Here is a 22909-nt window from a genome sequence, read left to right as displayed (position 1 = left end):
TTGATCTTTCGCGATGGATGATGAGACAGCATGATGGGCTGGTATAAATACTTTCGGCAAAAACTAATCATGACAACCCATCATGCCAAGAACAATGTTAACAGATGAGTATTGGTCAAAGCAGGGGGAGAGCATGAGTGTTTGTTTTTTATTCAAACTGTTTGGCAATGGTTCTAACTGATGTAAAGGACGGAACTAAATATGTCTGTTTCGAATTAATCAATGCTCAAATAACGAGTTGAAATTATTCAAAAAACGTTCGTAGTCTTGCCCTGCTGGTAAAAGCTAATCAGCTTAATGCACACAACTGGCTGGGTGTATGACAAGTCAAAACACAGAAGTACTTTCGAAAGTATTTTGTACAGAATGCGTGTAGGTTGCCCATGCCGTGATGTACCTGCAGTGTTTGGCGATTGGAGCGCCATTTACCGCCGGTTTAATCTGTGGTCTAAAAAAGCATATTAATGCATCTCTTGACAGAGATTAGGCAACATATTGATTTGGAGTGAGAATTTGTTGACGGAAGCATCGTTAAAACGCATTAATATGCTACCGGTACTCGCTCGGAAGATAAAGAAGCGATAGGAAAAAGTCGCGGTGGTAACACAACGAAAATCCATATGGCAGTGGATAGCTGTGGCTTGCCGATAAATTTTATCGTGACTGGCGTAACAAAGTAGCCATAGAGTTACTTGAGCAGCTGCCTGATGACGAATATATTATCGCTGCCCGTGGCTATGATTGCGAAAAAGTAGCTGAGTTTTTGCGAAAAAAAGCACGGCGCACCCATAATTCCGAGCAAAAGTAACTCGAAGATTGGTAACGACGATATTGATTAGTGTTGATACAAGTCTCGCAGAGAACGTGTTTGCCCGGTTGAAGCATTATCGGGCGATACAATCAACTGGCTAGGAATTACGCCAGTACACTGGCTCTGGCGTGCTGTATGTGATGCGGGAATTTTTTGAATAGCAAAGGTCAATGAGTCCTAGTAGTTATCGATAAATAACAATATCTCAGTTAAACGGTGATCTTCCTACAGAGGACTTTCACCCCATAAGTCAACGCCCATATCGGGTGTACACAAAAAGAAAGGGGCAGAAAGCGCCGTGAGCAATATAGGCAATGCAGAACTGGCCATCAAGGGACAGGCTAAAAGGAATTCTGGCATGACACAGGCGGTAAATTGGCTTCCCTTGAGTGAAACCCAACTGGACTTTTGGCTCCTAAACCGCCTAAGCCGTGAGCAATACCTGCTGGATTTTTTCGTCGAGATTAATCAAGCAATGGATGTCGACATGTTGGAAGAATGTGTCAACCAAGTTCTATGCAAGCATAATGTTTTTTGGTTGAGACAACATCGGTTTTTGCCTTTCCAGAAACCGGTGGCAAGGTGCCCGGTAACTTTACAAAAGTGGGACCTGACCGCCTACGCCCAAGAAGAGCAACAAGTGAGAATTTCACAACAGCTCGAACAAGTATACGACTCAGACGTAATTGCAAATTTGCCTATGGTCCAGGTTGGTTTCTTTAGGCTGGCAGAACAAAAGTACCTGTTGTTCTTGTTGGTACCGCATTTGTGTGCTGACGCAACTTCAATGCAGATTATTACTTCCGAGATGCTGTATTTATATCGATATCGCTCTGCAGGGATGGAAATGAATGAAATACAGATGGATGAACCCTATCAATTTGAGCAATACCTTGAAGAAGAATTGTTACGGAAACAGCAATATGATAAGTATCAGCAGTCTGTAAGCTATTGGACGGCATTGTTTGCTCAAGCTGACCCCCTTTGGTTGTCTGCCAAGTGGTTGATTGAGGAGCACGATGATATCACCAGTTTCTCGGGGGATTTGAGCTACCTTGATGTCAACGCTATATTCGCGAAATTGAACGAGTATGGCATGACCAAGTATCTGGGACTTGTTGGCTTGGTGTCGGTTGCAATGCACAGGTTGTCCGGCCAATCAAATTTTGCCGTAACCGCCTTGTTCAATACCCGCACTGAGCTACCCAAAAAACGAATGGTGGGGCCAGCATATCGAGAACTTTATCTTCTGCCTGAATTTTCCGATGACGATAAATTCACTCGGACACTGGCTAGCGTGAAGGAGCAGTTCGACAAAGGTATGCGGCACAAGCATTGTGAGGAAGCGCTTACCCTGTATTTGATTGAACAAAAGAAGTGGCCTCGACTGGTAAGAAAACTGCTGCCACTTTGCGAATGGGGGTTCAAGCTCCTGACCAAGACGATGTTAAGAAATGCCAGGCTGAATCATAAAGTCCTGTCTTACTACTTGCTCTACTATTTGTATCCAGGCTGCCGAAATCTGGTAGCATCTTGGTTCGGCAAAAGCTCAAGCCGTTACCCGGTAGAACTGGAGGTCAATTATATTGATGAGCAGGACACTGGGACAACTTCTTCTTCTCCGCTTTCACACCCCCATGAGTACTTCGAAACAAAATGTGCCGATGACAGGTTCAGCGGCTTTCCATTTATTAGCGTTTGCTTCTTTGGAAGAGGCGACCAACTGACAATAAAAATTGATGGGAATGACCTGAAGCGTGAGCTGAAGCAGTCGTTGTTCGACACACTAAAAACGGTAATGGAAGAGTTTTTACACGGCAGGAATGTTCAACCTACCCGGAACCAAATTAAGAATGGATAAGGAATGATGCTGGCATGGCAATTCGGTTCTTAGGCTTTGTTATCTTGCCTGTGGTTCTGTTAACCGCTTGGTTATACGGTTATTTTAAGGGGGCACTGCCGTTACCGGAGCAAAGGCTTGAGACTCAAGTATTAAGTGCTCCGGTCACATTGCGGCGCGATGGGCATGGTTATTTAACTATTGAAGCGAACACGGATAATGATGCTTTTTTTGCCATAGGGTATGCTCATGCTCAAGACAGGTTGTGGCAACTTGAAGTGCAAAGAAGGACGATACAGGGTCGGCTAAGTGAAGTGATGGGTAAGGAAGCCTTACCTTTCGATATCTTCGTCAGAACGCTCGGACTCCATGAAACCGCCCAGCAATCTTTGGCGACCCTGGATAACAAGGCCCGTCAGTCGCTGGAGTTTTATGCCAAGGGGATTAATTACTGGCTCGAACAGGGTGTAGAGCTACCTGCAGAGTTTAAATTGCTGGATGTTGCTCCACAGCCCTGGACACCTGCGGACTCGCTGGCCTGGATCAAATTTTTTGCATTGAATTCCGCCGGTAACTACCGAAAAGAACTGGACAATTTGCTGGTCAAAGAAGTGTTAGACAGTCAGCAACAGCAGTTCTTGCTGGGAGCACAACAACAGAGCGAAAGTTTGGATGTGGCTTTGCAACTGTCTGCGTTCGCAACGGACCTCGAAAAACAATGGATGTTCAACAATGATTTTGTCGGAAGTAATGCTTGGGTTATAGCAAGACGGTATATGGCTGAAGGGTTGACTACCTTGGCTAGTGATCCTCATCTGGGTCTGCAGTTACCTTCTCCTTGGTACATGGTCAGTATTAAGGGGGAGAGGCTGGCAGCGTCCGGAGCAACACTGGTCGGTCTGCCGATTGTGATGCTGGGCAAAAATCGGCACATTGCCTGGGCAGCGACAAATATGATGGCCGATACACAGGATCTGTATTTTGAGCAAGTTAACCCGAATAACCCAAAAGAATACAGATTTAAAAACGAATGGCGGGTGTTTGAGGAAAGGCTTGAAATCTTTCACGTCAAAGCCGATTTTCCGTCTTCGATGCGAGAACAATATGCGCCTGTGAAGGTTCGGGTACGACAAACAATGAACGGTCCAATCATTAGCGATGTGATCAACCGTGGGGATAGGCCGCTGTCACTTCGCTGGACAGGGTCGAATACCAACGACAGATCCTATGAAGCCTTTTATCGGTTGAATTACGCACGGAATTGGCAGGAATTTGTCAGTGCCTTAAGCGTCTTGTCTGCGCCCGCAATGAATATGCTGTACATGGATGATGCCGACAATATCGGTTATCTCGGCGCGGGGGATATTCCAGTACGCGGCAAAGGTCAGGGTCAATACCCCATGCCCGGATGGGAGGCTAAGGCTCAATGGCAAGGCATGATACCTAAACCTTTGATGCCACAGGAATTCAATCCGAAGCGGGGGTACATCGTATCGGCAAACAACAATATGTTACCGGAAGATTATCCTTATTTCGTCTCTGCAGACTGGGCTCCGGTTGCTCGTGCTCAACGTATTACACAGCTCATTGAAAACAAAGTGTCGTCCAAGCAACTACTTACCCTGGAGGACCAATTGGTATTCCAACAGGATGTTTTGGATCTTGAGGCTTTGAAACTGTTGCCGCACCTGCTGATTCCGACAATGGCAAACGACAGGTTTTCCGAGGCGATGGGGCATCTGCGCGAATGGGATGGCTTTGCAGATAGAAACAGTATTGCAGCGAGCATTTATTTCATGTGGTTGCCGAACATCAAAAGACAGGTGTTCGAAGACGAACTGCACACTTTCCGGCTGCAGCGTAACTTGGGTGATGGCATAGATACTTTGTTGGATTCCATATCCAACGACAAACTGATCAATGTCTTGTCAGGTTCTGACGACGCTTGGTGCGACGACGTATCAACCCAAACCCGCGAAAATTGTGAAGATGTAAAACGTACATCGTTGACCACGACAATCCGGGAACTTGAAAAGTATTTCGGTAACGATCTCGACCAATGGCACTGGGGCAAGCTGCAAAGCGTCTACCTTAGCCACAAGCCATTAAGCCAGATGAAAGGGCTCGGCACAGTATTTGAACGCCGGGTTCCCAGTGGCGGTTCGCCAAACAGCGTCAACGCCGTGGACGGCCGATTTAATTTGAATGAAGGATTCCTCGCCACCTTTGGCTCGAGTTTGAGGCAGGTGATACAGCTTGGCAATAACCAGGTGCGACACCTGTATATAAACTCTACCGGGCAGTCCGGCAATGTCACCAGCTCGAATTTTGATGACGCTATACAGTTGTTCAGCAACGGTGGCTATTATACTACGGACGACTGCATTGCATGTACCGGAAAAGGAGAAAGCCGGTGAAGTTGATAGACATATTTAATGAGCTGGCACCAAACAAACTGTTTTTATCGCTTTTGTTCGGCATTCTTTCCGGGATCTGTTACGCCTTGCTGATCCCTGTTTTGTTGAACAGCTTTACTATTGAGCATTCTCATTTGGAAGTGGTTAACGAGCAGAACTATACGATAGCCGGATTTGAAGTTTCCGATGCCAAGTTTGCACTGCTGTTTGTGGGCTTGTGCCTTTTTGTATTTTTAACCCGCACATTATCTCAGATCATTCTAGTCAGATTGACCATGGATTTGGCATCCAAGCTGAGGCTCAAGTTATACCAATGTGTACTCAGGGCACCGGTGGATAAACTCGAGTCGATAGGGTTTTCAAAGATCAATGCGACTATGACCTACGATATCGAAAGGGTCATTGAGGGGGCGGAAGTATTTCCTAACCTGTTGGTAAGCGGTGTCACACTTCTCAGTATGCTGGGTTTGCTGTATTACTTGAATGAACATTTGTTTACCTTGGTGATTGGATCCATCGCTTTCGGGGCCTTTACCTATCTTCTAATGGCCTTTGTTGGCAATTACTACTTCAATATTGCCCGTCAAAAAGTGGACGATTTATATGATGCTATTCACGGAACAATATTTGGCATCAAAGAGCTGAAGCTTAAACGGACAAAGCGTAACAATTTCTTTGGTAATGTATTGAGTAAAATTGAGCATGATGTTTGCCAAGCAAGTAAAACCGGAGCCACAGTACAAAGTGCAGCAGTTAATTATGGGAATATACTTGGATATTTTATTCTTGGATGCGTTGCTTTTGTTTATGTAAATCATTATTCAGTCAGTCAGCTGGAACTTATCGGCATAATAATGGTTTTAATTTATATTAATGAACCCGTTGCGGTGCTGCTTGAAACAATCCCGAGTTTGAAAATAGCGAATATATCCGTCAGAAAAATTAACGAAATGATTGTGGGGTTACCTGATGAAAATATTAGCGATAACATTGTTCAACTACCTCAATGGAATACTCTCTCGTTAAAAAATATCAAATACACCTATGCAGGAAATGAATATGGATTTTCAGTTGGTCCGTTTGATCTTTCATTTAGTAAAGGTGAGATTACATTTATTGTCGGAGGAAACGGTTCAGGCAAATCCACACTAAGCAAGCTGATCACCAGTCATTACCTGGCAGAACAAGGCTCTATATACTTGGATAACACGCAAATTAACAGCGGGAATATAGAGTCATATCGCAACCAAGTAACGGCTATTTTTAATGATTATTATCTTTTTGATGAAATTTTGATCGGCCTAAATGAAGAAAGAAAAGTTGCCGCTGACCACTACTTGGCAAAGTTGCAATTAAATAAAGTTGTCAAAATTGAGAATGGCAGGTTTTCTTCTTTAGCATTGTCTGATGGTCAAAGAAAAAGACTCGCATTATTAATTTCATTTTTGGATGATGCTGACATCTATGTATTTGATGAGTGGGCAGCAGACCAGGATCCTATCTTCAAGAAGTTTTTTTACCATGATATTTTAAAAGAACTGAAAGATCTAAATAAGGTTGTAATTGTTATCAGTCATGATGACATGTATTATAATTGTGCAGAAAAAGTTGTAGTCATTGAAGAAGGTAAGGTAAAACAAGTTATCTTGGTTGAGGAGCAAGTGTCTGAGAGCGTTTTTACCTAATTTCGAGATGGGTTGTAGGCATGGAAACATTAACTAGGCTATGTTGGACATAAAAAATGGAACAAGTCGTAAGCTTTAACAATAAAATAGTTATCCTAGGATTAGGGACAATTGCTCGATGTTTAGTTGATGTGATCGACAGACATATAAAGTGTCCTCCTGGCAATATTACCGTCATAGAGCCTGGAGAGGCTGGTATTGAGGACATCGAAGCAATTCAAAAGAAAGGATTTTGTTACGCTATTTGTCGGAAATTGACCAAAAGTAACTTCGTGAATGAGCTGGATAACTATTTGACGAAAGATGGCTTGTTTGTGAATTTGACCTGTTCAGTCGACTCAATCAACCTGATGGAGTTGGTACATGCCAAGGGAATGATGTATGTCGATAGCAGTTTTGAAATATGGGATGAAGAACAGGTCGATAATGTCGAAGATATGCAGCACCAGACGCTGTACGCTTTGCATGACAGGGCCAGAGAGGTCAGCAAAGACTGGTCTTCTGACAGTCCTACTGCCATCACTAACCACGGTGCCAATCCCGGAATTGTCAATCATTTTGCCAAAGCTGCATTGGTGGAATTGTCGAAGAATCTAGGTATTTTGGAGCAGATCCCAGAAAATAGACAGCAATGGGCGGCGTTAGCCAAAAAAGCTTCGGTAAAAGTGATCCACATCAGTGAACGGGACAGTCAGGTTGAAGGGGCTCCTAAACTGGTCGGTGAATTCAGGAATACCTGGAGTCCGGTCGCTTACATGGATGAAGCCGATTCTCCGGTCGAAATAGGCTGGGGGACGCATGAAAGTCAGCTACCTAGATATGCCAAACAACATCAGGAAGGCCCGGGAAATTCGCTGTACTTCCACCGGTGCGGGGGAGAAATATTCGTTAAATCGTGGCTTCCCCAGGCAGGGCAAATCCATGGTTACCTGATGCCACACAGTGAGTGCGTTACGTTGAGCGACTACTTCACTTTGTATGAAGGTACAGAGGTTATATATCGTCCGACCGTAAAATTCGCCTATCTGCCAGCGCCAGATGCTTTTGTTAGCTTGCACGAGTATATGATGGGAGATTCTGAGCCTCCGGCGAAAATAAAAGTCATGAAAAATGATATAGTTGCAGGGGCAGATGAGTTGGGGGTGTTGTTGTTGGGGCACGACAAGCGAGCATTCTGGTATGGTTCCCGCGTTGATATCGAACGGTCACGGGAAGTGGTTCCAGGGCACAATGCGACAACCGTGCAAGTGATCGGCGGCGTGGTCGCTGCTATCGTTTGGTGCTTGAACAACCCTAGAGCAGGATACTGCGAAACGGAGTCGTTACCTTATCAAAAGATGCTGGCGATAGCGGAACCCTATATCACGCCCATGTTCCAGACATTTAGCGACTGGACACCTAACCTGGTCGAAACCGAAAGTACTGGCAAGGATGATAGCCGAGACCCATGGCAGTTCCAACATTTTTTGGTTGGAGGCTGAGCGTGTCAACGCGGGTATTGCAACAGATAAAATGTGATGTACGACACTAAAGCTTAGGTGTTGGTGCAATAAGAAAAGGAAATTTAAATTTGCTCAACGGTTTATCAAAGTGAACGATGCTAAAAGTAATAATGCCGGCAATTTCGTAGCGGATATGCTCGTCATCTGGGAGGCTCTCGGTGACAAACCCGCTTTCGTTTATTTGCACAAAGGGGAGCAGGAAGAGTCTGTAGTCAGCTTTGGCAAGCTGGCTATAGAGATACAGCAAATTGCATTTAACCTTGTGCATGAGCATCATTTAGCCGAAGGGAACCGGGTCATTATGATGCTGCCGACCGGCATAGAGTTTGTGCAGTATTTTTTCGCCTGCATTTATGCCGGAATCATTGTTGTTCCGATGGACGACACTTTTAATCCTAAAAAGATCGACCGCCTGCGCGCCGTAATGGTGTCAACCGATGCAAAGTTGCTTATCGTCAATGAGCGGCAGGCATCGAGAATAAATGATGCAGGTGCATTGACGGGTGATATTACTGAACTTGTTGTCGAGCATGAAAAGCATACCGGTTACTATGCAGCCAGCAGGATGAATCCACAAGCTGTTGCTTACTTACAATTTACTTCGGGCTCAACTAGTACTCCAAAAGGGGTGGTGATTACCCACCATAATTTGAGCCATCAAACCCGGCTGCTGGCAGAAAGCTTTGCACAATCTGAGCATTCTGTGTTTGTGAGTTGGTTGCCTATGTATCATGACCAGGGACTCGTCAGTGGGTTGCTATTACCTGCCTCATTGGGTGCGACTTCAGTCCTTATGTCTCCGTTGGCTTTTGCGCAAAAACCCATTCGTTGGTTGCAGGCCGTGTCGAAATACAAAGCGACGACAAGTGGCGGGCCAAATTTCGGATTTGCCCAATTGGCCGATTTGCGTTTGTCAGCCACTGACAAGTTTGATCTATCGAGCTGGACGACTGCGTTTTGTGGGGCTGAGCCAATTCGTATGCAGGTTGTGCATAAGTTTATAGATAAGTACCAGGCCCATGGTTTCCTGCCTTGTTCATTTGTACCGGCTTATGGCATGGCCGAAAGTACGCTGGTAGTTACCAGAAACAAACCCCTGTTACAAGAGCGTGCTCGTGCACTGGATATTAAATCACCCGCCGAACAATGGCGGATATCCGAGCCGCCGGTAAGTTGTGGGGCAGCGCAATCGGGTATGGATGCGCAAATTGTCGATCCTGAGACTGAAACAGTGATGCCTGAAGGCGAAATCGGCGAGATATGGCTCAGTGGACCTAGCATGGCTCTCGGCTACTGGCGTGACGGCCAGATTTGTCAACAAGCGTTTCAGCGACAGATTGCGTCTATACCGCAAAAAGGGTTCTTCGCCACAGGAGATTTGGGCCTGACATTTCAGGGTGAACTCTACGTCACCGGCAGGCTGAACGAAGCCTTCAAGCTCAGAGGTCAAAAAGTCTTTTTCCACGAGCTGGAATCCAGTGCTCGACATTGCTTACCTTACAATCAACATTCCGTCGGCAGCTGTGCGGTGATCGATAATCTCGATGACACAGTTTCGCTCCTAATAAGTATCAAGCCGGCACAGTTGGATGAGCTGGACACTAAGGCTGAGGCAATGCAGCTGGCTGAACAACTGGCTTTTGAACATGATGTGTTACTGACCAAAGTGTATTTTGTCAAAGAGCGTATGCCGGTAACCAGCAGCGGAAAACTTCAGCGAATACAGTGTAATCGGCAATTTAATCAGAAGGGTTTCAGCATACTTGACGTCGTTGAGCTGGATACCGGGAAAGCCGTTGAAGCTGCTGATGACGAGCGCTGTTCTGACTGGTTGGCAGCGATATTGTGCGATTTACTGAGGGTAGAAGATTTTGTCCCATCGACCGGGGTCAAGCTGCATAGTCTCGGATTGAGCTCTGTTGAATTTATCCAGTTACAACACAAAATTGAATCTACATTGGGGATAGTGATTGACCTAAAACAGCTCATGTCCGGTTTATCTGTAGGTGATCTGGACGAGTTGATCAAAGCGGTACCCACTTATTCGACAAACAGCATATCTGCGGTCCGGGAAAACAAGGACGTGCCGTTACCACGCAACGTTGTCGACATGTTGATGGCTGACGAAGTGTCTGGCCGCGGAGCAGGCTATTTGTTTCGCACGCTCGCCATTCGTGGTCCGTTAAATCAATCCTTATTCGAGCAGAGTTTTACAGACTTGGTCACATCCTTTCCTATTTTACAGAGTCACTTTAGGAAAAAACACGAGCAGTTCGAGTTGGTGTATGACTCGGGAATGGCTGTTAGTTTTCAGTATGTTGATAAGAAGACTGAACAAGATATCAATATGAAGGAGCTGCTCGATCAACAGGTACAGGCGATAGCGAAACAGCAGGGCGGACAAAATCACCACATGGAGGTTTTCCAGACAGACAACCAGGAGTTTTATGTCCTGTTTGCCTTCCATCACGCTATCTGTGATTTCTGGTCGCTGGCAATCTATTTGAACGCATTTTTGGAGGCGCTTACACCTCATGCAAACAGGGGCAGCACAAGCCGAAATATTGTAGACTATTCGCAGTATCAACAATGGTATGCAGATTACCTGTCAAGTGCAGCATTCGAGAAGGACAAAGAATTCTGGCTTGCCCAACAGCCGACTCAAGGTGCTCCGGTGCAAACCGGACATGACGTGCACATCTTACCTGTGACACAGTGTTTCGAGCTTCCGGCAAGACTCTGCCAACAGGTTCATAAGCAGGCGCAAGCGCTGGCCGTCACCCAAAACAGCATTTTTATAGTGGCCTATGAATTGGCGCTTTCTCTATACAACTGTTCCCGCAACATAGGATACAGCCTAGCGCTGGCGAACCGTCCCCACCATAGCTTTGCAGATTGTGTGGGTATGTTCGCGAATATTGTCCCAAGCAAAAGCAATATTGCCGATGGCATTGTTGTTGCGGATTATGTGAGAAAAAAGGCCGCCTATCTGACCGATATTTTGTGCCACCAGTCATTTCCCATCTCAGATTTGTTGCCGTTAACAGGCGGCACAGACGAAGTTGTCATCGGCAACCTGTTCAACAACACTGTGTATGCCTTCCACAGGGTACCCTTTAAAGAACAGGAGACTGGTATCGGCAAGCTTATCTGCGGGATCCCTGAAACTGTGGGTTGGCGCGGTTTAAGAATTCATCCCATTGCGAATTACATGAAAGAATCGGTGTATGATCTGCACTTTAATATGCTGGTCCAACACAACAAGTTTTACTGTGTCATCGAAGCTGACCGGCGACACGAACCTCATGTTCAATCGTTTTTTAACACGTTCTTGTCTATATTGGAATTATTGAACCAGCGCATGTCGGGGGATGTAAGCGACGTAATGAAACTGGCAAGGGAGGCTGTAATCGACCCGACTCTGGGCAGTGCTAAGTTCGAATTAGCAACGGCTGCTCCCTTGTATCTGGATGCGATAACACAGCAACTTGCACATCAGCCGACCCATGATTTGATCGTGCACGCGTACGACATTAAGTCTCCGCTAAGCGCCGGTGATTTTCTTAGCCGTGTGCGGGCGCTGGCTTTGCATTTGCGCTCCGCCCATGCTATCGGGGAGGGTGACGTAGTTGCCACTATGGTACCCCGCGGAGCCAACTCGGGGATCAGCTGTCTGGCTACCTTGCTGGCTGGCGGAGTGTACCTGCCTATCGAAAGCAAGCTTCCGGTCGTGCGAAGAAACGAGATATTGCACATTGCCGGGGCAAAACTTGTGATATGCGATGCGGATAGTCGCGGCTTACATGGAGACGTCAATGTCCTCAATATCGACAAATGGCAAGCATCAGCACCAAAAAAACCTGAGCTGACCTCTATCAGTCTGCCGACAATCGATCCAACCGCGCCGGCCTATCTGATTTTTACCTCCGGAAGCACCGGTAAACCAAAAGGGGCATTGATCAGCCACGAAGCCATCAACAATCGCTTGCGTTGGATGCATCAGCAGTTTTCATTCGGTTCGAGCGACGTTTTTATACAAAAAACACCACTTACCTTTGACGTATCTGTGTGGGAAATTTTGTCTCCACTGCTGTGTGGAGGTAAAATCGTAATTTTAGCCGCCGGGGATGAGAAAATCCCTGACAAGATCACCCGAATGATATGGGAGCATAAGGTAACCATCGCGCATTTTGTTCCGACAATGCTTGCGTTGTGGCTTGACTACTTGTCAGGTAGGAACAACGAAGGGGGGTTGCGAATTTGCATCTGTAGCGGAGAACACTTGCTGCCCTCCCATGCGGAGGCATTCCGCGCCTATTTTTCTGGCCAGTGTGAGTTGCAGAACTTGTACGGTCCGACAGAGGCCGCCATTGATGTCACCTATACCGACATCAAAGATAACGATGTACATATTGGCAGTTCGGCACCGGGTTGCCGAATGCTGGTCCTCGACGATGATGACCAGCCGCTGCCGAAAGGGGTAAACGGGCATCTCTGGATTGAAGGGATACAAGTTGGATTGGGATACGTGGGTGAGCCCGAACTTACAGCCCAGAGTTTTCGACATGGGCCGTCGGGCGAAAAGCGCTATCGCACTGGCGATATCGCCTATTGGCGAGAGGACGGCAACTTGGCTCTTGTCGGGCGCCTGGACAGTCAGATTAAGTTGTCTGGCTACCGTATTGAACTGGCTGAAATAGAAAAAAGCCTTACCGGTCACCCGGAGGTCAACCAGGCAGTTGTCCTTTTGGTCCATGAAAATATATTGGTTGGTTTTGTTCAATCTAGCCTAGCTGCATTGGATGAACAGACATTGAAATCCTATTTGGGCGATACCCTTCCCAGCTACATGATCCCAAACCAAATATTGGTATTGCAGCAACTGCCACTCCAACCAAACGGTAAAGTGAATAGACGGGAATTGGTGCAGGTGCTTGCTGACAAAGCGGCTAGCCAAACGGCTATCGGGCCTAGCAATGATCGGGAAGCTGTGTGTTTTGCTGCTTGGGAACGTGTCTTGAAAGTACCGGTAACTCACCGCAACGATGACTTTTTCGCCAAGGGGGGAGACTCGATCCTGGCTTTACGCTTGTCGGCCGAATTGCGTGCTAAAGGCTATCAGTGTACGGTGGAACACATTTTCAACAAGCGCACAATCGGCGGGATAGTACAGAATACCGTTTCAAATAATCAGGCTGTCTTGCCGTTCGAACCTGCTAAGCCGTTCACTCAATTGTCAGAAGCGGATGTGGCCAAAGTCCCCAAACCGCTGCTGACAGATTGCTATCCACTCAGCTTGCTACAGCAAAACATTATTTATCAGTCGTTAAATTCCAGCAATTACGAAATCTATGTGACTACCATGCGAATTGAGGCTGAATGGAGCCTTCGATTGATGGAAGGGGCCATCGATTTTATTGTTGATCGTCACCCATTCTTGCGCGGAGCAATTGACGTCACCAATTACAGCGAACTTGTGCAGATGATTTACCGTGAAATCCCCTGCGCACTGCAGGTCCACGACATCACGGGGTATAACGCAACTGAACAGGATGCTTATCTAGAGCAATGGCTGGAAAACGAAAAGAACACACCTTTTGAATGGCATTTGCCCCCTCTGTGGCGTTTGCATGTGCACCAGTTGGATGCGTACACCTTTCAGTTGACCTTTAGCGAAGTGTCGATGGACGGTTGGTGTGTCGCAACGGTATTGAGTGAGCTGTTGGAAGCTTATTCCCGGTTGCTTGACGGGCGAACATTGTCTTATCCGACCATTCCGATTCAGTACGCCGATTTTGTTGCCTACGAAAGGTCAGTATTGCAAGACTCCAACCATATCCAATACTGGCACCGATTTGTGGATGAAATGCAGGTTACCTTGGTATATGACAATCACACTTTTGGTGTGCCGATGACAAACCTTGATACTGGGCCGAACAAGCGGTGCCGCAAAGTGATGGACTGTGAGGAGCTTGATGCCATTAAAGCGTTGGCTGAAAAGGCAAATGTTCCGTTAAAACATGTTTTGTTGGCCGTACACGCTACAGTCATTGCCACACTGACCGGAAAAAGCATGATTTCGACCGGGATGGAAGTCAACAGCAGGCCGGAGAGTGCTGGCGGTGACCAGATAGTTGGTGTGTTTAACAACATGGTACCTTTGTCCGTCAATTTGAAAAATCGGGACTGGCTGGCCTTGTCCCGACAGTGTTTTGCAATAGAGCAGGAGGTGCTGAAATTCAGGCGTTTCCCATATAATGAAATCCGCAAGCTGAATGGCAACAGTGATTTGTTTGATACTTTGTTCGTATTCACCCATTTTCATAATTACCAATCTGTGCTCAATGCGCAAAACCTTGCGGTGACCGATCATTACGCTTCGGATCAAACATACATACCTCTGACAGCCCATTTTAATTTGAATGTCGAGGGCACTGCATTGTCATTGCTGCTCGATTATGAAGCGCAGAAGCTGAGCGATGATCAGGCGCAGGGAATATTACACTATTACGCCGAAGCTATTCGGCAGTGTACTACCCAAGCTGACAGCGAGGTTTTGAATGCCTGCTTGCTGTCAGTACAGGAGCTGGAGCTCCTGACCCCACCAGCCATTGAGTACAGTTCAGAGCACACAGTCCAAAGAATGCTGTGCGATACACTTGCCCAACAGCAAAACCAGGTCGCAGTCATTGATGGTGAATTTGAATTCAGCTTTGCGCAGTTGGATAAGTTAACTGATGTACTGGCCGGGCAACTGACGCATTTTGGCACTTCACCTGCTCTTGTTTTGTGTGGAACCAGTATCGAAGCGGTCATTGCAATTGTTGCTTGTGTGAAACTGGGTATCCCTTACATTCCGCTGGACCCTAAAACACCCAAAAATCGCTTGGTGCAGATCGCAAAGGGCAGTGGGGCCGAGTGTTACTTGAGTACCGTTGAACAGCATGAACTTGCGTCACTGGCAATCTCTCTGGTTAGGGTTGATGTACAACAGCTGCAAGCAAGTCCAAGACCTGTGTTGACTCCTTTGCCTGTTCATCCTATGGATATTGTCTACATCATATATACCAGTGGCACCTCGGGGCAACCCAAGGGCGTGGCGGTACCACAGCGAGCGCTGGTAAACTATCTGCATGGTGCACTCGCTTGCTACATGTCCGGGAGCAATTGCAATAGCAAGATTCCATTGCATGGTTCCCTCGCATTCGATATGAACGTCACCCCGTTATATATGGCTTTGCTATCGGGTGTTTGTTTGCATATTTTCCAAGATGAAGACTTTTACAAGACATTGCTGGCTGAGGGAACGGACAAGTATAGGTTTGTTAAATTGACCCCGACGCAACTTGAATTGCTGAAACAGATCGCCGGAGCGTCGGGTCAGGTGCAGCATACATGGTTGGACAAGAATTGTACGCTGTTGTTGGGCGGGGAAACACTCAGCAACCAAACGGTTGCGTCCATACATGCTGAAGTGATTAACGAATATGGACCGACAGAGACCTGTGTCGGCTGCAGTGTTTATCCAATCGATGCTGGTGAACCATTGCCGAGTGGTCAGAATTGCAGGGAATATCTTGTCCCGATAGGCAAGGCCATTGCCAACATGCAGGTATATGTCCTAAATGAAAACCTGCAGCCTGTCCCAATTGGGGTACCGGGGCAAATCTGCATCGCGGGCGCAGGACTGGCGCAAGGGTATGTTAACCAACCCAGTCTAACTGCTGAGAAGTTTATTCCCAACCCTTTTAGTCAAGCCCCAGGGGAGCGATTATACCTGTCAGGTGATATCGGGATTGTCCGTGCCGACGGCAACATCTTGTGTGTAGGACGTCAGGATCAACAAGTAAAAATAAATGGATACCGGATTGAGTTGGAAGATATGGCGAATGTAGCTCTACAACACAGGATGGTCTCCAACGCCACGGCCCAGGTTGTCTGTCAAAAGGAACAATCCTTGTTGATACTGTTTGTGATTCCAGTCAGTGATTTCCCATTCGAACCGCTACAGCTGATGGGCCATCTGACGGAATACCTACCTGCCTACATGATTCCAAAACACATCATGACATTAGAGGTATTGCCGCTGACCGGCAGCGGTAAACTTGATCGAATTGCACTTTTGAACATTTGGCATGAACACAACGAGCAACACCTGATGCATCTGCTGTCTCAAATCGAAAGCTTGAGTGAGGAAGAAGTGGATAAATTGTTAAATGATGCCAGTTACCTGGAAAAAGGAGTTTCGGAAAACCTATGACCAACACAAATAACTCACCCAACCTGGATAGCAGAATCGACGGGTTGTCTGACAAAAGAAAAAGGTTGCTGGCTCAGTTGCTTGGAAATTCCGACGAAGGTAGCAGGGCCTATGAAGCGCCCCAAAATGAGACCGAGGGCAAGCTAGCCAACATCTGGCAAAAAGCCTTCAACAGGCCATCGATAGGACGACATGAAAACTATTTTGCCTTGGGAGGAGACTCGCTCAGCAGTATAAAGATAACGGCGCAGGCGTCATTGTTGGGCCTCGGCATCAAAATGCAGGATTTGATTAAACACCCCACAATTGCGCAATTGGCAGTATTTCTAAGTGAGTCGGGAGCCGATACGCAAACCACAATCCCGTCGACCCGGAAAGAACAACCACGGGCCTACATTTTTTCTGAAAAGGAGCAAGCGAGTTATCCGTTAACGCCTATGCAATTCGGCATGCTCTACCATTGCAGAATGGAGCCCAACAAACCCTTGTATATCAGTCAGCTGCTGTGTGAATTTGACGGGGAATTCAACGCTGAACGATTTCACTCGGCATTGTTGTACACCATTCAACGTTATCCGGGATTAAGGGCCGGTTTCCCGTCAGAACTGATTGCTGAGCGAAGCTATAGTGTCAGTCATTTTGATGCCCTGCCTCAGGAAGTATTTGAAGTTGACAACAAGGAACACTCCCGCGCTGACGTGGTGGAACGGGCTAAATTTGAACGGTTGAAAGGCATTGATGTAGAAAAGCCACCACTGATGCGGTTCAAAATACTCAATATCGGTTCATCTCAGTTCACCTGCATCTGGACGCTCCATCATTTGATTCTCGACGGTTGGTCACAGGAAATCGTGTTGGAAGCATTGTTTGAAGCTTATGCCCGGTTGTCGCAAGGTCAAGCTTTATCTGCACAAGTAGTTAGTTATCCCCGATGGAATCCGTCTTTCCATCGGGCTCAGACGCACAAAGCCGAGACCTTTTGGAAAACGCTACTCGCAGGCTACCGTCCGCTTAGTGGAGCAGGCAAGGACAATACACTATTGCTATCACAACAGTCCTTCCAGTCTGCTTTCAGTATCGATGAGCCAGCTGGGCAAAATCATGAGTTCAATCTTGAGCTGAATTATAACGAATTTCCGATTCTTGCATTTTCCGAACAACAGGGGATCACGCCATGCGCAGTCATGCTGAGTGCATTTTCCTTGGCTCTGTTCAAGACGGAAGGAAGAATGGATAGCCTAATAGGAACCATTCTTTCCGGCAGGAGCGGTATGCTCGGCGAGGAAGTTAATAGCGCCGTTGGAAACTTTATTAATTGCTTGCCTATTCGTTGCAAAGCAGAAGATACAACCTCTTTGTTGGAGTTCTATGCTTCTTGTAAAGACCACTATTTGAACCTGGTGGAGTTCGAGGCAAGCCCGATCAACCAAATTCAGGAATGGTTAGGGATGCCCAACCTATCAAAGTCACTCAACACCTTATTTGTATTTGAGAACTTCAAAGGTGCACATGAATTTAATCAAGCTGGTTTACCCTTTTCGATAGAAAATGTGCGCTTCAATATCATGGAACATTATCCCCTCGTCATGACAGTGATTCAGACTGCAGCAAGCATCCGTGTGGTGATGCGAGTTCGGAGCACTTTGGTTCAAGAAGCCAAAGTACAGCAGCTTTGGTCGCACTTTTGTCGAGTGTTTGAGGCAAAATTATGGCTTAAGCAAGACCAATCTGTGGGAGCAGTTTTATTGACGTTGGGGGAGTAACTCCTTCCCAGCGGGAAGAACAGTTGTGATCATAAGATATAAAAAAAGGAAAGTGAACGAGAATGATGGATGTAGACTTGATTGTGAAAGAGATCCGGGAAAACGGCTTTACCGTCGTAAAAAATGCTTTTAGCCGTGAAAAAATTGATCAAATAAATGAGTGTACTGAGAAATTAAGTGCGGAATGTTCAGAGGGTGTGATTCTGGAGAAAGATGGTAAATCAGTCCGAGCAATACATGGGCTACATTTGAATGATCCGTTTTTTAAAAAGCTTTTCTGCGATAAGACGTTACTAGACATCACTCAGACTTTTCTAAACAGCGGTTGCTATGTGCATCAGTCCAAACTCAATTTCAAAAAAGCTATGACCGGTGATGCGTGGCCGTGGCATCAGGATTTCATTTTTTGGAAAAATGGCGATGGTATCGAGCAACCAAAGCTATTGAACGTAGCCATTCTCCTCTCTGATGTTGAAATGTTGCATGGACCGTTATGCTTCATACCCAAAAGCCACGAATTTGGTAATCTATGCAAGCTGCATATTAGCAATGCGGATTGGGAAAACGATCTCTCCAACAACCTCAGTTATCAAATAAAAGGTGACGTGTTAAAACCGTTGATAAAAGAAAATGATGTGAGCTTTATAACTGGTTCAGCTGGAGATATCGTTTTATTCGATTCTTTGGTAGCACACAGTTCATCAGGAAATTTATCGCCCTTTGATAGACCAATTCTCATTATTACCTACAATTCAGTTTGCAATCTTCCCAAACTAACGGAAGGAAAGCGTAGGCCTGAATTCTTGTGCGCACATGATACGCGTCCCTTAAAAGCCTCATCTTGAACTATATTAGGTTTACTGGAAATATTTTAACAAAGGATAAAATTTCTTTGTTCATCCAAAGGCAACCGTGAGGTCTGAAGGCTCCCCAAATTTAAGCTTTAAAAATCAAAAATATAAAAATAAAAACTAGGGTAGGTTCATGAAATCAGTGATCATAGTGGTCGAGAAAGACAAAAATGAAAACATCTCTCATGAACCTATCGACTATCTTAGTCGTTCGGTCGCGGTAGGAATAGCCGTTACCGGCTACCCCCCGCACAGATCCGGACGTGCGCTACTAACGCATCCGGCTCCTACCTCGGGTGTTTGGCGTAAAAGCGCTGCAAAGGATAAGGATGCACAATTCGGGGGGGAGGTATCCATTTATTCACCCGCTGACTGTAACGAGCCCACGTCATTTTGTGCCGCTGGCTTCGCCGTCTCAGTGACTTCAGCCACATCCGCTTCACTTCTTCCACAAATTGACACAATGCTCTACTGTTGAAGGGGACGCCATAGTAATTGATGTGCCCTTCTACCACTCGTTTCAGCCACCGGCCCGTTTCTTCTGGGCAGTTGTGCAGCCGTTGCCGCAGCCCCTGTTTTATTCGCTTCAGTTGTGTTTGGCACCGTTTTCGTTGGGTTTTGCGCATCACCGCATCCTTGCCCGTGTGTAATCGTCCTATATAATGCGTAAATCCCAGAAAATCAAACGTCCCCGGCTTGCCCCTCTCCGGTCGCTCCTCATATTGCTTTAACGCAAAGCGGCCAAATCGTACCAGCCGGGTTTTCGCTGGGTGTACCTTCAGCCCAAACTGCATCAGACGTCGTTGTAGCAGGGATTGGCACGCCCGAGCATCCTGATGTTTCTGGAAGCCCAGAACCCTCTGCCCGGTCTGAACCCATACGAGAAGCCGAGAAAATCGGTCTCGTAGATTTGATTTAAGACCGTGACAGCCGCTTGCTGCACGATTTTGTCCTCCAGACACAGGATACTCAATGGCCTTTCTGTCCCGTCTTCTTTCCGGATCATCACCCGCCTTGCCGGCTGGGGCCTGTATTGCCCCCGATGAAAATAGCCCGGGACACATAAAACGGTGAAGAATGACTAAATTCAAATAGTTTACCATCAGGTTCAAGCTGCGCCAGCTCAATGTAGTGCCTAATCAACGCGCCGATTTCCGGTGGGATCGCCAGAAACAGACGCTCAGTCGTCATGCTCCGCTGTTTGGCATAAGGCAAAAGCACACTATAGCGAACCAATCCGGTTTCTGGATTACGGGTATCAATGCGCAAATCTTTCGCCGCTAACTTGGCCAGTTGCACCGGACGGGCACCAGTGACATAAATCAGCCCCAGAATAGCCGCATCTCGTATGGTGCTCAGACTGTAGTTTTTGCCATGCCGAATCTCCGTTGCCATTTCAAACAGTCCTTTGCTGATCATGTTTTTTTCGAGCGGAGCCAGGACATTGTCGATTTCCTGATAGATGCCCCAGTCGTGGGAATGCGAGCGAAGGATGAATTCGAGATCTTCGTAATCATCAAGGGTGAAACCCGGAAATGCTTCAGCGCAGAGGATTTTTAGACCAAAAATAATGTAGTAAAAATATCGTGGCTTAAGTTCGTGTGTTTCAAGATAGTCTTTCAACACCGTAAAACTGAAAGCTGATTGGGTTATACAATAGTCAATTGCCAAAGACCAAGCATGGAGCACGCTAGGAACCTGAGCCGGGCACTTGGTAGATGCATAATGAAAACAAATATATTTTACCAGTCGATTACTGATTTCATCCTTCCGAAAATGAGCATAGCAGCGACTTCCTGAATAGTCGAAAACCCAACTATCACTTATCGAAGTTATATACTTATCATCAAATATATCTGCCGACTTGAGATGAATATCAACTGGTATATTAGTTTTTGAAAATCTGTCAATAAATGCAGGTGTGTAAATGATACTATTCGCCTCATTCATCTGTTTATTTATTTGACTCATAATCCCTCCATTCGTCGCATAGATGAGAAAAGGTTTCTCTTAGCATGTCGTTATCTATCGCATTCTGTGCAGATTAGCCATATTAGCCTGTTGTGATAGATATCTCTGGGCATAAACATCAGGCATATGACTATTGTGGCTCCAACCGCCAAGTAATCGTAACTCATCCTTGGCTTCATTCATCAATCCAACAATAGAAAAATCCACATCTGACAAATATGAGACGGCCTTTAGTTTCTGAAATTTTTCACGATAAATGCGTTGCAGCGTCAAATAGGCCCAAGTATGCCGTGTAATATGAGGCGAGATGTTTTTAATGGAATCAAAACACTCATCTGATTTGTATTCAGGATGCTGCGTACTCAATATATCATCTATCATAGCAAAGATGTCATAAACAGTATGGTATGACAGTGGCGGATGTGGTTCTTGCGTAGAAGTGAAAAGAAAATTATGTGAGGAACAATCGCGAACTTTATGAATATAAATATTTAGGAAATAATAGTCCGATTTATCTAATGCTAGCACTCGGTTAGCATAGACATTTTTTAATGAAGGTAATCGTTTTCGTGGATCTGGAACATCTTCATCCACCGTGGTTACAATCAGACTGAACTGATCCCCTCGGATATTGGGCTTAATCGAATGGCACTCTAAAAGCAGTAACTCGCTGACACGCAGTCCATAATTTAAAAGCAATCGGCAAATCAGAAAATTACGCAACTGGATTTCACCGTAAGGGAAGGGATTCAGCGGGTTTATCTTTGACGCTGAACTGGGGGTAATGATCTGGTAAAAAGCCACGACCATCTCTGCCGTCAGACTTCGAAAGCGCTTGTGAGTTATGCCGTTGTTCATTTGACGAGAATGGGTAAGCGTGCGGAATTCTGCTTTATATATCGATAACCGTCCCGTTAACCGCGTGGCAAGCCGTGCGAGTTCTTTAGGTGAGCCATCCATATACCTCGGCGAGATATACGTGTTAATCAGATATCTGATAAAGCGAATAACCGCATGTACATACCCAACGTTTGTGCGGCGTGAAGGCGTGTTCTGTATAGAGCCGATGGTTAAAATTGGTGCACATGAATGCCCATTTTCCAGATAATGAAAAAAGGCTGTCAGTTCTTCAATGGCGATCAATGGATTGTGGTCCGATGAATTGAAGCTGAAGCAAAACGTCACGCCATGTTTCTGGTACCAGAATTCATAGAAAAACTTGAGCGCTTGAAGTGAAGCGGATTGGGTGGCTGATGAACGCAAAGCCAGGTGGTCTACAAGATATTGTAGCGGGTACAAAAGCGGCAGGCATGTATGAGTATCCATCAGTACCCATAGGCGCTGCCGTTGGTTGATAGTGAACTGTGCGAGTACGAACATGCGGCATTTATCCTCATAAATAGTATGCGTATGAAGAAAATAACCAGCAAACATAACGCGCAGCAAGGAGAAGATGGAGTGTAGGGTAAGTGTATGATTGATCGTGGTCTGCGGGTGGTTATGAACTAAATGGATGACGGACTAAATTTAACATAAGATATCTTAGGCGCACTATGATTGTAGCACCAATATAGTAATGTCACTTTTAAGCAATTTAGAAATGTCACTTTTTCTGGCATAAAGGTTTAGACCTTTTTGTCATGGAGGACTAGCGGGAGCATTCGCGCAGGAATTTACGGTTTCATCTTGTTTTTGCGTCACATGGCAAAACACAACAGCTTATGGAATTTTGTTGGGCTAGCACTGCCTTGTTTTCATTATCAAAACTCTCATAGTAGGCAAGTGATCGAGAATATAATTTCGAGAATG

General features: G+C 46.0%; 7 protein-coding genes and 3 pseudogenes. 8 read left to right on the top strand and 2 right to left on the bottom strand.

What is annotated here, in order from left to right; genetic code table 11:
* Window positions 1–297 precede the first annotated feature (297 nt).
* From ACGF49_RS02120 to ACGF49_RS02085, 8 genes and pseudogenes are all read left to right on the top strand, one after another.
* Window positions 298–952: pseudogene (locus tag ACGF49_RS02120) on the top strand (IS5 family transposase).
* A 157-nt stretch (window positions 953–1109) separates the two neighbouring features.
* Entirely contained in the window at window positions 1110–2672 is a 1563-nt protein-coding gene (locus ACGF49_RS02115; protein ID WP_387489335.1) for a condensation domain-containing protein, read from the top strand.
* 14 nt (window positions 2673–2686) lie between these two features.
* On the top strand, window positions 2687–5068 hold the full coding sequence (locus ACGF49_RS02110; protein WP_387489332.1) for a penicillin acylase family protein: 2382 nt from the start codon (window positions 2687–2689) through the stop codon (window positions 5066–5068).
* On the top strand, window positions 5065–6753 hold the full coding sequence (locus ACGF49_RS02105; protein WP_387489329.1) for a cyclic peptide export ABC transporter: 1689 nt from the start codon (window positions 5065–5067) through the stop codon (window positions 6751–6753). Before ACGF49_RS02110 ends, ACGF49_RS02105 begins: the two co-directional genes overlap by 4 nt.
* A 56-nt stretch (window positions 6754–6809) precedes the next feature.
* Complete coding sequence (locus ACGF49_RS02100) at window positions 6810–8234, top strand: saccharopine dehydrogenase C-terminal domain-containing protein (RefSeq protein ID WP_387489326.1); 1425 nt, start codon at window positions 6810–6812, stop codon at window positions 8232–8234.
* A 109-nt stretch (window positions 8235–8343) separates the two neighbouring features.
* Window positions 8344–16515, top strand: a complete 8172-nt coding sequence (locus ACGF49_RS02095; RefSeq protein WP_387489323.1) for an amino acid adenylation domain-containing protein — start codon at window positions 8344–8346, stop codon at window positions 16513–16515.
* A complete protein-coding gene (locus tag ACGF49_RS02090; protein ID WP_387489320.1) occupies window positions 16512–18278 on the top strand; it encodes a condensation domain-containing protein in 1767 nt (588 codons plus the stop codon). Before ACGF49_RS02095 ends, ACGF49_RS02090 begins: the two co-directional genes overlap by 4 nt.
* A 62-nt stretch (window positions 18279–18340) precedes the next feature.
* Window positions 18341–19123 carry a phytanoyl-CoA dioxygenase family protein gene (locus ACGF49_RS02085; RefSeq protein WP_387489317.1) on the top strand — a complete coding sequence of 261 codons (783 nt, stop codon included), beginning with the start codon at window positions 18341–18343 and terminating at the stop codon, window positions 19121–19123.
* Between the two features lie 1053 nt (window positions 19124–20176).
* Here the strand turns inward: ACGF49_RS02085 and ACGF49_RS02080 are convergent.
* Together ACGF49_RS02080 and ACGF49_RS02075 are read right to left on the bottom strand one after the other, a co-directional pair.
* Window positions 20177–21100 (bottom strand): annotated as a pseudogene (locus ACGF49_RS02080) (site-specific integrase); the annotation flags it as partial.
* Window positions 21084–22480: pseudogene (locus tag ACGF49_RS02075) on the bottom strand (site-specific integrase). The pseudogenes ACGF49_RS02080 and ACGF49_RS02075, both read right to left, overlap by 17 nt.
* Window positions 22481–22909 lie beyond the last annotated feature (429 nt).

The sequence above is a fragment of the Photorhabdus sp. RM96S genome, assembly GCF_042879335.1.
Classification (GTDB): Bacteria; Pseudomonadota; Gammaproteobacteria; order Enterobacterales; family Enterobacteriaceae; genus Photorhabdus; species Photorhabdus kayaii.
The sequence above is the reverse complement of the archived record's forward strand: the minus strand, read 5'-3'. Positions and strand labels throughout refer to the sequence as shown.